Annotated in this window: 12 protein-coding genes, 1 tRNA gene and 1 pseudogene; 3 read left to right on the top strand and 11 right to left on the bottom strand. The window is 61.4% G+C overall.

The features are described 5' to 3' along the window. Positions 1–84 precede the first annotated feature (84 nt). Both AC6CIG_RS01410 and AC6CIG_RS01405 read right to left on the bottom strand, forming a co-directional pair. Positions 85–552, bottom strand: a complete 468-nt coding sequence (locus AC6CIG_RS01410) for an amidohydrolase family protein (protein ID WP_127709502.1) — start codon at positions 550–552, stop codon at positions 85–87. Further along, positions 491–819: pseudogene (locus AC6CIG_RS01405) on the bottom strand (DUF6065 family protein). The gene AC6CIG_RS01410 and the pseudogene AC6CIG_RS01405 overlap by 62 nt, the downstream one beginning before the upstream one ends. A gap of 179 nt (positions 820–998) precedes the next feature. On the opposite strand from AC6CIG_RS01405, the gene AC6CIG_RS01400 reads away from it, so the two are divergent. Next, positions 999–1277, top strand: coding sequence for a hypothetical protein (locus AC6CIG_RS01400; protein WP_498322075.1), 279 nt, complete (start codon positions 999–1001; stop codon positions 1275–1277). Positions 1278–1324: 47 nt separating this feature from the next. Here AC6CIG_RS01400 and AC6CIG_RS01395 read toward each other — a convergent pair whose 3' ends face one another. The 6 genes from AC6CIG_RS01395 to xylF form a co-directional block, all read right to left on the bottom strand. Continuing rightward, positions 1325–1582 carry a hypothetical protein gene (locus tag AC6CIG_RS01395; protein ID WP_234841214.1) on the bottom strand — a complete coding sequence of 86 codons (258 nt, stop codon included), beginning with the start codon at positions 1580–1582 and terminating at the stop codon, positions 1325–1327. 237 nt (positions 1583–1819) lie between these two features. Further along, complete coding sequence (locus AC6CIG_RS01390; protein ID WP_498322073.1) at positions 1820–2959, bottom strand: DUF6538 domain-containing protein; 1140 nt, start codon at positions 2957–2959, stop codon at positions 1820–1822. Positions 2960–3238: 279 nt separating this feature from the next. Continuing rightward, positions 3239–3315 (bottom strand) — tRNA-Arg (locus tag AC6CIG_RS01385). Positions 3316–3496: 181 nt separating this feature from the next. Then, positions 3497–4282: an ATP-binding cassette domain-containing protein gene (locus AC6CIG_RS01380; RefSeq protein ID WP_102762462.1), complete on the bottom strand. Its 786-nt coding sequence runs from the start codon at positions 4280–4282 to the stop codon at positions 3497–3499. A 14-nt stretch (positions 4283–4296) separates the two neighbouring features. Next, positions 4297–5658, bottom strand: coding sequence for a sugar ABC transporter permease (locus AC6CIG_RS01375; RefSeq protein ID WP_080636707.1), 1362 nt, complete (start codon positions 5656–5658; stop codon positions 4297–4299). A 115-nt stretch (positions 5659–5773) separates the two neighbouring features. After that, complete coding sequence (gene xylF, locus AC6CIG_RS01370; protein ID WP_102762463.1) at positions 5774–6811, bottom strand: D-xylose ABC transporter substrate-binding protein; 1038 nt, start codon at positions 6809–6811, stop codon at positions 5774–5776. Between the two features lie 385 nt (positions 6812–7196). On the opposite strand from xylF, the gene AC6CIG_RS01365 reads away from it, so the two are divergent. Further along, positions 7197–8408: an ROK family transcriptional regulator gene (locus AC6CIG_RS01365; RefSeq protein ID WP_102762464.1), complete on the top strand. Its 1212-nt coding sequence runs from the start codon at positions 7197–7199 to the stop codon at positions 8406–8408. A 119-nt stretch (positions 8409–8527) separates the two neighbouring features. Continuing rightward, positions 8528–10891, top strand: coding sequence for a bifunctional diguanylate cyclase/phosphodiesterase (locus tag AC6CIG_RS01360; RefSeq protein WP_102764510.1), 2364 nt, complete (start codon positions 8528–8530; stop codon positions 10889–10891). 64 nt (positions 10892–10955) lie between these two features. On the opposite strand, the gene iolG is transcribed toward AC6CIG_RS01360, so the two are convergent. The 3 genes from iolG to AC6CIG_RS01345 form a co-directional block, all read right to left on the bottom strand. After that, a complete protein-coding gene (gene iolG, locus AC6CIG_RS01355) occupies positions 10956–11948 on the bottom strand; it encodes an inositol 2-dehydrogenase (protein WP_102762466.1) in 993 nt (330 codons plus the stop codon). Positions 11949–12230: 282 nt separating this feature from the next. Continuing rightward, positions 12231–12638: a type II toxin-antitoxin system VapC family toxin gene (locus AC6CIG_RS01350; protein ID WP_102762467.1), complete on the bottom strand. Its 408-nt coding sequence runs from the start codon at positions 12636–12638 to the stop codon at positions 12231–12233. Further along, positions 12638–12892 (bottom strand): type II toxin-antitoxin system Phd/YefM family antitoxin, encoded by a 255-nt coding sequence (locus tag AC6CIG_RS01345; RefSeq protein ID WP_018098297.1) that lies wholly within the window; start codon positions 12890–12892, stop codon positions 12638–12640. The genes AC6CIG_RS01350 and AC6CIG_RS01345 overlap by 1 nt, the downstream gene beginning before the upstream one ends. Positions 12893–12913: the final 21 nt, after the last annotated feature.

The raw sequence follows: 12913 nt of genomic DNA, 5'->3' as shown, positions 1-12913 counted from the left end.
GATGTCGCCGGCGACACATTTGCTGAAGAGGGTCAGGGCCGCTTCTCAATTGCGATCAGGGACACCTGATCCGCGCAGCTCCCATTATGCTGTCAGCGTATTCTTATAGATGCGTCCATCCTTCATTATAATCTTCAGGTTCGCATCCGGATCGGCGATCAGTTTGATGTCAGCGATCGGGTCGCCGTCGACGAGGAGGATATCAGCATAAGCATCCGCTTCGATCACACCGATCCTACCGGGATAAGGATTGCGCGGGCAGGACATCGCCAGCAATGCGGCATTCGAGCTGGTCGCCATAGTGAGGATCTCGTCATTCGAATACCAACGGGACATCGTGGCGAGGATGGCGCCCTGATGTTTGGTCATCGTGGGGTTGGACAGAATGTCCGTGCCCCAAGCTGTCTTGAGCCTGTACTTCTTCGCCAGCTGAAAAATAGGAGAATTTCTCCAGATGATCGATCGCCCTGATCCTCCGGTTCCACCGTGCCTATCGTTTTGCCCTGAACGGCGCCAGCCGAAGCTTGCTTCGATGGTCGTCGGGCGCATCATCGCCCGAGGGATACTTCCCTCGAAAATAGGTCTTTTGCCACTTCTTCCTCGCCGCCTCGGAATCCGGATTGGACAGCGTAGCGTTGAACTGGAAGCGGCCGGCCGCCCATGCCGCGTGTTCGGCCTCGAGCTCAGGGTTCTCCGAGAGCCTAGCCATCCGCGGATCGAGGTTTTCGAGTTCCCGTCGCGCCACCGAAAGACGTGGCAGAACGGTTCGCCTTCCTCGAAATAGACGCGCTGCGCCGCGCGGGTGAACTGCCAGTTCATCGTGAAGGTGTAGGGCGTTAGAGGCTGAGACGCTTCCCTTCTAAGGCGGCGTATTCTCATATCGATACTACGGCGCGGTTCATATTTCAGCCCGTGCTAATTGTAGGATTCAACAATTTCCAATGCCCACATTTGGACTATACCTGCGCGCGTGATTACTGAAAGAGGTATCGCTTCGAATGGAAGATGTAACGTTGTACGCGTATCAGATTTCACCGCCAAATGACCAGTTGCTCTACTTTGCGGAAACGCTTGAGGAATGCCGAGCCGCCGCGTTGGAGCAACGTCAAGAATTGAAAGAGGGTGATCCCGACGACGAGCATGAAGCCATGGCAATTTACCGCTGTTTGGTGCGGATGCCCGATCAGCAAACGTTGCTTCGCATTCTGAACGAGGAAACTAGCCCCATCGAAGCTTGTGTCGTTGAGCGCAAATTGGTTGCGCTGGTCACGGAATAAATAAAGCCCCCGAAGCCGGGAGCTATGAGCGGTAATCGCCAATCATTTCAAGTGCTGCTCTTCAACACTCTACTGCTGTTCGTCAACTCGTTGATCGTGTCTTGGTACTCATCGATGATATGAAGTCTTTCCTTCGCTATCTTGGACAAGAGGGCGTACTCTTCTTTTTGCCCCTCAATCTGAGCCCTGCTTTCGGAAAGCTCTTCGGAAAGCACGTCAAGGCGCTCTTGGATTGCTTTATGCTTCTTCCCTAAAACTCTGTTGAAGAGAATTACCGTCAACAGCGCCGTGCCAAGCAGGCTCAACGCGAGAGTTCCGTACGACAACGTGATCAATTGGCACCGTCTCCAAACCCGATAGGGCTTCCCGCAACATTTCACCCGTAAAAAATTAGGGTATTTACCTCGCGAGGTCTATACCTTCACGTGTGACGGGAGAAAACAATCGCGTGAATGGAGTGCGCTTGCCGATCAAGTCGGTTCACACGGTCGGTTCGTTCCGTGCTCGCATGGTTCTGATAAGATGATAGCCGCCCCATACGGCTATCCAAATGAGCCAAACCACCCGCACCCACCAGTTAAAAGCGGCGGCGGGTGCCCATAGCTCGCGAGCGAAATACACGATACCGAGAACGAAGAATACGCGATGACATTGCTGAGGTGCGGGGGAGCAACCGGTTCAACAGTCAATTCCAGTTCTCCTTTCCGTCCGGCGCGAATCCGTCGTTGACAGATAATGCTCCGTCGGATGCCGGCAAAATCTTCACCTGCAGCGTCCTCAAGTGGACCTGAACAACAGCGCCGGCCTTCTTGGCCGTCTGAAGAATCCGCTCCAGGTCGGCTTGTCTGAACGCGCCTACTCATTGCCGCTTTAGTGCTGCGAGCCGGAGCCGGGCAGCCTCTTTCGCAGAGATGGTTTGCGGTGTTACCCGTCTCGACAGCGCCATTGCTTTCAATCTTGGCGTACTCAAAAGGATTGGTCTTGGTCGGGTAGTCCGATTGGAAAACCTTCCGCACGAACATGCCCACGTGCTGAAGCTTCTTCTGAGCCGTCTCAAGCTCGATTTCTTCGTTTGCCACCCGATGTGTGAGCTTTGCGGCGAAGTCAAATGCTTCCTTTGAGGTCATATTGACCACGTCGATTTCGCCCATGATGGCGACAAAATCGGTAGCCGCCGCCTTGTACCGGTTCACCTTCTTTTCACGCGCCCGCGTATCCAGTCCAAGGAACTTGTCCCCCGACCTTTCAACGAACCGGTCAAACAGTTCAAGCATGTTCAAGGCGGGTGGTTCGACCGCACCGCCAATAGCCGCCACTTCCGCAATGTCGGGGTTCTTGATCTTCTCCAATGCCTCAATACCCCGGCTCATCATCGCGACATAATCTTGAACGGATGCCGCTTCGATGGCTTCGGGTGTGTGGTACTGGATACCGAGTCTTTCGCTCGTCTGCTGGATCAGCGGCATGGTGAGCGGCGTTGAGTCGGAAATTTCGTCAGCCTTAAACAGCTTCATGTACTGGTCGAGAAGGGCAGCGGCTTTGACAATCGCTTCCTTTCGGTCCTTTGTTCCCAAGGTTACCCAAAATTCTCGCTTGCCGAACTTCGCCCGTTTGGCTTTGGGAACTGTAATGCGGAAGCTGTACTTTCCGTTCTTTCGCGGAACGATGTAATCAAGACTCATGATGTGGTGACCGTGCTGAAATAGAAGTGGTGCTGAAATGCCGGACTTATGCAGCAACCGCGTCAGCGGAGTCAACAAGTATTTGATAACACTTGAAAATTCCTGGAATTTGATTTGAAAACAAATTCTCTATGCTTGCGAGAGCGCAAGTGCGGAACAATTTTCCACGGGGGTGCTGGTTCGCCGCTGTTGAAGGGGCAAAAACGTAGCAAAACGTAGCAGAAAAACGTAGCAAAACCGCCGTTTTCTGACCTAAGTCATTGATTTTAGTGTACATAGTGGCGCACCCGACAGGATTCGAACCTGTGACCTTTGGAATCGGAATCCAACACTCTATCCAGCTGAGCTACGGGTGCATCCGTTTGGCGGCAGGGCCGCCGAAGCAGGCTGTGTGCGGTTCTTAGCCTAGCTTGCGCGCCGCTTCAATGGTGATTGACGGGGTTTGCAGCGGAAATTTGCGTTTGGTGCCTGGGGGAGGCGGCTTTTGCGAAGAAAATGCCGCGCCCGTCGACGCGGCATTGGCGGGTTTGTACCACCTCACGCCATCTGCATGGCGCCGGGGCCGGGGACGGCCTTGGGGGGTACCTTGCCCATGATGATCATGCCGAGCACCTCGTCCTTGGTCACGTCCTCGGTGCGGGCGTGGCCGACGACCTGGCCGTTCTTCATGACGGAGACGCGATCGGCGAGGTCGAAGACGTCGTGGATGTCGTGGCTGATCAGGAAGATGCCGATGCCCTCGCGCTTCAATTGCTTGATGAGCTCGCCGACCTGCGCGGTTTCCTGCGGCCCGAGTGCCGCGGTCGGCTCGTCCATGATCAGGATCCGGGCGTCGAAGAGGATGGCGCGGGCGATCGCCACCGATTGCCGCTGGCCGCCGGAGAGCGCCTTCACCGGTTCCTTGAAGCGCTGGAAGTTGGGGTTGAGCCGGCCCATCACTTCGCGGGCCTTGGCTTCCATCGCCACGTCGTCGAGCGTGCCCCAGGGGGTGCGCAGTTCGCGGCCGAGATAGAGATTGGCGGCAGCGTCGACGTTGTCGGCGACGGCGAGCGTCTGGTAGATCGTCTCGATGCCGTATTTCTTGGCGTCGCGCGGATTGTTGATCTCGGCCGGTTCGCCGTTGATCAGGATCTCGCCGGCATCGCGCTTGTAGGCGCCGGAGAGAATCTTGATGAGCGTCGACTTGCCGGCGCCGTTATGGCCGAGGAGGGCGACCACCTCGCCCGGATAGAGGTCGACGGAGGCATCGTCCACCGCATGGATGCCGCCGAAGGAGATGGAAATGTTCTTCATTTCCACGAGCGGAGTGCGTTGTTCAGTCATGTTCGAACTCCTGATTATTTTGCGCGGGCGCGGTAGACGGTGTCGAGCCAGACGGCGGTGACGAGCACGACGCCGACGACGATGCGCTGGAAGGGCGTATCGATTCCCAGAAGGACCATGCCCGACTGCAGGGATTGCATGACGAGCGCGCCGATCATCGCGCCGGCGATGGTGCCGACGCCGCCGGCCAGCGAGGTCCCGCCGATGACGGCGGCAGCGATCGTGTAGAGCTCGTCGAGTTCGCCCTGGGCATTGGTCGCGGCGTTGAGGCGCGCCGTCGAGATGGCCGCCGCAATGGCGCAGAGCACGCCCATCAGCGTGAAGATCTTGACGGTGACCCAGCGCGTCTTGATGCCGGCGAGCTCGGCCGCTTCGGGGTTGCCGCCGAGCGCGAAGACGTAGCGGCCGAAACGCAGGCGGGTGGCGATGAAGGTCATGACGATACCGACGACGATCGCCACCAAAACGGGAATGGCGATGCCGTGCGAGATCTGCAGGCCGCCGTCCGGCCAGGCGATGCCGTTCGCATCGGCATATCTGCGGGCGATATTCACCGGCCAGTAATAATGGTTGGCCACGGCAACGGCGCCAAGCACCAGAGCGCAGCCGAGGATTGCCAGGAAATACTCGGCCCAGACGGGGCGCAGCGGGAAGCCGAAGCGCTTGCGCTGCTTGCGCGAATTCAAAATGGCGCCGACGATGGCGATACAGGCGAGAAAGCCGACGATCCAGCTGGCCGTCGCGCCAATGGAGCCCTCGGTGCCGCCACCCATGAGACGGAAGGTGGCGTCCATCGGGGCAACCGTCTGGCCGCTTGTCACGAACCAGGTGGCGCCGCGCCAGACCAGGAGGCCGCCGAGCGTCACGATGAAGGCGGGAACGTTGAGGAAGGCGACGATCGATCCGTGAAGCGCGCCGATGGCGCCGCCGACCGCGATGCCGCAGGCAAGGGTGATCGCCCAGATGGCGGGATGGCCGAGCCCGAGATATTGCGGCAGGACCTGCGCCTGCAGGACGCCCATGATCATGCCGCAGAAGCCGAGCACGGAGCCGACCGAGAGGTCGATGTTGCGGGTGACGATGACCAGCACCATGCCGGTCGCCATGACGGCGACGGACGAGGTCTGGACGGTCAGGTTCCACAGGTTGCGCGGCTTGAGGAACAGACCGTCGAACAGTCCGCCGGTCATCACCTGGAAACCGAGCCATATGATGACCAACGCGCCGACCATGCCGAGCAGCCGGGTATCGATTTCGGTGGCACGGAAGAAGCGTTTCACCGGGTTTTCGTCCGTCGTGCGGGCGCGGCCGGCTTGCGTGCCCGGTATCTGATCGGCCCCTGTCTGGTTGGCTTTTGTGATGTCGGCCATGGCCATGCCATCCCCCACTTATCTGTCGATGTCGTTCGGTCCGCTTCGCACCTTGCAAGAGCGCCGCAACGGTGTGCGTTGCGGCGCTCTTGAAGATCAGAGATCGGCCATGTCGTTGCGGTTATTTGCAGGCAGCAACGTCGCTCTTGGCGCCCTGGCAGGCTTCTTCCTTGGAAATCCAGCCGGCGTCGATGACGACGTTCAGATTGTCCTTGGTGATCGCCAGCGGCGCGAGAAAGACGGACTTCATGGCGACGCCCTTCGGCCCGCCGTTGAAGGTCTGTACGCCTTCGACTTCGTCCATGGTTTTGCCGCCGGCAAGCGCCACGGCGATTTCGGCTGCCTTCTTGCCGAGCTCGCGGGAGTCCTTCCAGACCGAAACCGTCTGCGTGCCGAGCGCCACGCGGTTCAGCGCAGCCTTGTCGGCATCCTGGCCGGAAACCGGAACCGAGCCGGCAAGGCCCTGGGCGTCGAGTGCCGCGATCGCGCCGCCGGCAGTGCCGTCGTTGGAGGCCACGACCGCGTCGATCTTGTTGTCGTTGGCGGTCAGGAACTGCTCCATGTTCTTCTGGGCGTTCTCCGGCTTCCAGCCGTCGGTATAGGCTTCGCCGACGTTTTTGATCTTGCCCGCGTCGATCGCCTCCTTCAGGATTTCCAACTGCCCGGAGAAGAGGAAATCGGCGTTCGGATCGGCGGAGGAGCCTTTGATGAAGACGAAGTTGCCTTCCGGCTTCTGCTTGAATACCTCGCGCGCCTGCAGGCGGCCGACTTCCTTGTTGTCGAAGGTGATGTAGAAGGCGTCGGGATTTTCGATCAGGCGATCATAGCCGACGACCGGAATTCCCTCGGCGGCTGCCTTCTCGATGGCCGGGCCGATTGCGTCGGAGTCCTGCGCAAGCACGATGAGCGCGTTGGCGCCCTGGGCGATCAGCGACTCGATGTCGGTGAGCTGCTTGGCGGCGGAAGACTGCGCGTCGGCCGAGATATATTTGTCGCCGGAAGCTTCGAGCGCGGCCTTGATGGCTGCCTCGTCGGTCTTCCAGCGCTCTTCCTGGAAATTGGACCACGAAACGCCGATGACCAGATCCTTGGCGATCGCCGCGGAATGCATGGACGTTATGATGGCAGCCCCCGCCAACAGCTTCAAAATGGATTTCATCCTATCCTCCCAAATGGCCCGGCCGCGCGCACGAACCTCCCGCACGCATCCCCGACGAGCCTCCAGATGCTGTCGCTATCGCGTCGCCGCGTTTTTTCTCGACAGTCGAGAAAATAAATGTCAGAGTTTCCGCAAGCTGTCAACAAGGCCGCCGCAGCGTGTGAATCATTGCCACAGCACGTTGAAATCGCTGCGTAAATCATGAACGCGCCTTGTCTTGCAGGCCGCCAAATGCTTTGGGAAGGGCATGTCTTCGAGGGACCCGCTACCGCTGATGCATGTTTCGATTGATCGCGCAGGTTCAGGGATTGAACATGCGGCACCCTGAAGAGCGACAGCGCCCTTCGAGCGCCTCGTCGGGCGCGCGGCGCTGCAAGGGTAAACGATGCTGACCAAATCCAGCACCGAGCTTGTGCGTCAGCAGAACAGTGCCCTGGTTCTCTCGGCGCTCCGCCGTAAAGGATCACTTTCCCACACGGAGATTGCGGCACAGACGGGTCTTGCCTCGGCGACGATCTCCGTCATCACCGCTGAGTTGGAGCGGTCCGGGATCATCGCCAAGACCGAGCAGCACGTCCAGGTCGGCCGCGGCCGCCCGCGGGTTCTCTTCGAGCCGAGACGCGGCTGCGGCTACGTGGTCGTCGTGCGCATTTCCTCCGACGTCGTGCAATATTCGCTTGCGGACTATGGCGGCATCCTGCTCGACCGTTTCGAGGATCCGCGCAGCCACGACCTCCGCGGCACCGCCGTTTTCGGGGAGGTTCTGGCAGCAGCGCTCGAACGCCTGCTCGTCCGCTCGAATATATCGAAGGACGAGGTGCTTGCCATTTCGATCAGCAGCAAGGGGCTCGTGGCCGGCGACGGCGCGCGGCTCATCTGGTCGCCGGTTTTCGGCAACGAGCAACTCGACTTCGTGGAACTGCTCCGGCCCGCCTGGCGCGCGCGGATCATGCTCAGCAACGAGTCGCTGTTGGTGGCGCACGCCCTCGCGGTAAGAGAAGAGGAAAGCGAGAGCGGCTTCCATGCGCTTGCGGCCGTTTCGCTCGGCCACAGCATCGGCCTCGGGCTTGCCAGAAGGGGCAGGTCCGGCGAGCTCGATGTCTCGGCACCGAATTTCGGTCACATGCTGCATCAGCCGTCCGCGGGGCTTTGCCGCTGCGGCAGCTATGGCTGCATCGAGGCGGCAGCGGGCTTCTACGGGATACTGCGCACGGCCTTCGAGGTGCCCTCCGACACCATACCGGCGAAGTTCGTTCCGCCTTCGGAGATGGACAAGATCGCCGCGAGCGCGCGCCAGGGAAACCGGATGGCCGGCTATGCCTTCCGCCAGGCCGGCTTGGCGCTCGGCAACGGCATTTCGCGGATGCTCAGTCTCTATGAGCCGATGCCGATCTTCGTGACGGGGCCGGGCACGCGCTATTTCGATCTTCTGGAGAAGGGACTGGAGGAGGGCCTCGCGCAATCACTGCAGGTCCGCCTGCAGGGCATGCCGCAGATAAGGGTGGTCCCGGACGAGCAGCGGCTCGTTTTCGACGGTCATATCGATCGGGCGCTCGGCGCGATCGACGGCGACATTGCAGCAGCAGGACATCCGTGAGGCGGCGGGTCTGCCGGGTCGGCGCCGCAGAGTTCCGGCAGACGCGAGTGCTGTGCAGACTTCAATTTACGGTTATTTAGAGTCTCGTTGCCAAGCTGTCTTCCGCGTGGGGGACGGCGATGTTTTCAGTGATTGCATGCATACGCGATGATCATGACTGGCGCCTGATCGTGGTGGCGACGGTCGTCTGTCTGGCCGGCAGCGTCGCGACGATGCTGCTTCTCGAGCGCGCCCGGCGCAGCGCAGGCAGTCAGCGGCGCCTCTGGATTGCAGTCTGCGCCTTTGCCTGCGGCATCGGCGTATGGTCGACGCATTTCATCGCGATGCTCGCCTATGACGGGGGAATCCCCATCGCCTATGGGGCCAAAGGCACGAGCTTTTCCATCGCGGTCGCGATCGCGGCGTCCTGGATTGCCTTCTCGGTAGGCCTGGCCGGAGGCTCGCGCCATGCTCCGGCCGTGGGCGGTTTGCTGCTCGGGCTCGGAATCGCCGCCATGCACGTGGCCGGCATGCGTGCCATAGAGGTGCAGGGACGGGTCGCATTCGATCCGGAAACGAGTTTCGCCGCCGTTCTTCTCGGCACGTCGATCGCCACGCTCGCCTTGCATTCGTTCGAGGCGCTGCGCGGCGTGCGCGGGCTCGCCGCATCCATCCTGCTTCTGGTGGTGGCGATATGCGTCCTGCACTTCACGTCGATGAGCGGCGTCGTCCTGATCCCCGACCCGAGCGTCGCGGCAACGGACGTCTTCGATCCGTTCTGGCTCGCGGGGGGTGTCATCGCCGCATCAACCACGCTCATTCTCATGGCCTTCGGCGCTCTCTTCGTCGACAGGCACCTGACGGACCTCAAGGGGCTCGCCAATGCCTCGCTGGAGGGCATGGTGATCCTTCGCGGCGGCGAGGTCATCGAAGTTAACGAACGATTCGTCACTCTCTGTGGTCGAAAGCCCGCCGAGCTCATCGGCAGGCAACGGCGGGAGCTGTTCGCCGAAGCGCCCGGAAGACGCAGCCCGCACGACCTTGGCGCCGGAGAGGGGGCAAGCGAGGGAGAGCTCCTTCACGCGGACGGCGGATACGTGCCCGTCGAAAGGGTCTGCCGAACGATCGAATACAAGGGCCGGCAATGCGATGTGATCTTCGTGCGGGATCTGACGGCGCGCAAGGATGCCGAACGGACGATAGAACACCTCGCTCACCACGATGCGCTGACGGATCTTTCCAATCGAAGCTCCTTTGACCGCCGCCTGAAACAGGCCCTGGCCGCCGCCGTCCACCACAATGAAGCGCTGGCGGTCCTGTGTCTCGACCTTGATCGCTTCAAGGCCGTGAACGACATTTTCGGCCACGGGGAAGGCGACCGTATCCTCAGGAAGGTGGCCGATATCCTCCGGGCGGCGGCAGGAGAGGCCGACACGATCGCGCGACTGGGCGGCGACGAGTTCGCCATCGTCCAGAGCGGAGCGGCGCAGCCGGAAGCCGCGCGACTCTTGGCGGACCGTATCCTCAAGCTCTTTTCGGAAGAGATGGATACGCGGCGCGATCCGATGGCGGTCGGGGTCAGCATCGGCGTAGCGATCTGTCCGGGCGACGGCACCACCGCGGAGCGGCTCTACGGCAATGCCGATACGGCGCTCTATCGGGCCAAGCAGACCGGCAAGGGCATTGCCTGCTTCTTCGACGCCGAAATGGACGAAGCCGTGCGCACGCGCCGGCAGATCGAGAACGATTTGAGGCATGCGGTCGTCAGGCGGCAGCTCTTCCTCGAATATCAGCCGCTTGTCGATGTGCGGGACGACCGGATCGTCGGTTACGAGGCGCTGTTGCGCTGGCGCCATCCCGATCGCGGTCTCGTCGGCCCGAATGTGTTCATTCCTATTGCCGAAGAGAGCGGCTCGATCATTCAGATCGGCGAATGGGTGCTGGAAGAGGCCTGCATGGAGGCGGTGCGCTGGCACCAGCCGCTGCCGGTCTCGGTCAATGTCTCACCGGTGCAATTCCTCCTCCCGAACCTTTTCGACCGGATCGAATCCATTCTGTTGCGGACGGGGCTGGAGCCGAGGCGGCTCGAACTGGAAATCACCGAAGCCGCGCTGATGCATAACCGCGACGACGTCCTCGCAACTCTCGTCCGGCTGCGCCTCCTTGGCGCCAGGATCGTGATGGACGACTTCGGCACCGGGCACTCCTCGCTCAGCAATCTCCAGACGTTTCCATTCGACAAGCTCAAGATCGACTGCAGCTTCACCGCCTCGCTCGACAAGGACCCGGCAGCCCATGCCATAATCCGCGCGATCATCGCGCTCGGCCACAGCCTCAACCTTCCGGTCGTCACCGAAGGCGTCGAAACGGAGCGGCAGAGACAGATCATCGTCGACGAGGGTTGCCGGCACATCCAGGGCTTTCTGACCGGCCGACCCGGGCTGGCACCGAGCGTGGACGCGGCCTCATCATCCTCCACGGTGCCGCATCGGATGGGGGCCTGAAGCGCGATGAGACGAAAAGGGCCGGGCACCGCCCGGCCTGTCTTTTCAATAGGGCGGCAGGTCGTCAGGCGATGCTGATCTGGCGCTTTTCCTCAACGGAGCGGACTGCCGCATCGGCGAGCGCCAGCGCGGCAAGGCCGTCCTTGCCCGACGGGGCGATCTCGGCGCCTTTTTCTATTGCGGCGATGAAGCTTTCGATCTCGTTGGCGTAGGCTTCCGTGTAGCGCGTCATGAAGAAATCGTGCAGCGGCGGGCGCGTGTAGCCTTCGCCGGTCGCGATCTCGATCGAAACGGGGCGCTGGTTTTCAGCGGCGACGGCGCCCTTGGAGCCGTGAACCTCGATACGCTGGTCGTAACCATAGGTGGCGCGGCGCGAGTTCGAGATGATCGCCTGCTTGCCGGATGCCGTCTGCAGGATGACCGAGACGCTGTCATAGTCGCCGGCTTCGCCGATCGCCTTGTCGACGAGCACGGCCGCAGTCGCGGTGACGGAAACGGGCTCCTCGCCCAGCAGGAAACGCGCCATGTCGAAATCATGGATCGTCATGTCCCGGAAGATCCCGCCCGAACGCTTGATGTAGTCGACCGGCGGCGCACCGGGATCGCGCGAGGTGATCGTCACCATCTCGACCTCGCCGATGCGCCCGTCGTCGATCGCCTTGCGTACGGCCATGAAATGCGGGTCGAAACGACGGTTGAAGCCGACCATCAGCTTGGCCTTGGTCTCGGATACGACCTTCAGGCAGCCCCTGACGCGCTCGACGTCGAGATCGATCGGCTTCTCGCAGAAGATTGCCTTGCCGGCACGGGCGAAGCGCTCGATCAGATCGGCATGGGTATCCGTCGGCGTGCAGATCACCACGGCGTCGATGTCGCCGGCGGCCTCGATCGCATCGATCGTCCGGACTTCGCAGCCATAGGCGCCGGCGATCGCTTCCGCGGCGGCCGGAAAGGCATCCGCCACCGCGACGAGGCGGGCATCGGCATTGCCGCTGACGGCTTTCGCATGAACCTTGCCGATACGCCCGGCGCCCAGAAGACCAAATCTCACTGTCATCACTGTCGTCCTTGAATTCCGGTGCGCGACCGGGTTGGCACACGATGATTGACGCTCATCGCGCAAAGGCGTCGCGGGCCATCCGCGGAGGAACTGGAATGAAACGGCTAATTATTGCCTATGCGGAATATTTATTCCAATCGGCTTGGCGCCGTCAAGTGTCAACCGCGGTCGGTTCACCGGTCCGGCCCCAAGTCCTCACCCCGGCCCTGATCGAGCGAAAGAGGTCCGGCCGGGAGAGACCGGCTTCTGGCGGTTGCGGGCGGCCCGTTGCCGAGCCGCTCACGCCGGTGTCTCCCAAGGATTGATCACGGACGCGCCCGTGTCTTCAAAATCCCTGACGTTGCGCGTGACGAGGATCAGATCGTGGACGATCGCGGTCGCGGCGAGGAGCCCGTCAATATCGCCACGCGACCGAATCGCGGCGATGCGGCCCCATTCGACGGCGATCTGGTCGGTCACCGGAAGGATGCGGTCGCCATGGTCGTGGCGCAGCTTGCGCAGCCATTCGGTGAGGTGAGCGGCAGCCTTCGGATCCGACTTCTGTTTCAGTGCGATGCCGCGCATGATCTCGCCAAGGGTCAGGGCACTCAGATGGATGCTGAGCGGATCGACGGAACGCAACCAGGACAGCGCCTGCGGCGTGCCGCGTCGCGCCTCCGAAACGATGTTGGTGTCAACCAGATACATCAGAAGGCCACGCCGCGACTCGGCGTTTTGGCGCGCGCTTCGATGGCATCGGCGAGCTCATCGTCCCAAGGGGGACCGCCAAGCAGATCGTCGACCAGGGTCGGCCGGCCGGCGCGCAGAGCGTCATAGTCGCGGGCGGACAGCACCACGGCCGTGCGCTCGCCACGCAGCGTGACGATCTGCGGCCCTTCGTTGCGCGCCTTCTGCACCACTTTCGAGAAGTGGTTCTTCGCGTCCTGCAGCTGCCAATCCATTATTTTGCTCCAACCTAGCTA

It is taken from the genome of Sinorhizobium sp. GQ132 (assembly GCF_059758575.1).
Note: the sequence above shows the minus strand (reverse complement) of the source record. Positions and strands in the feature narration are given on the sequence as shown.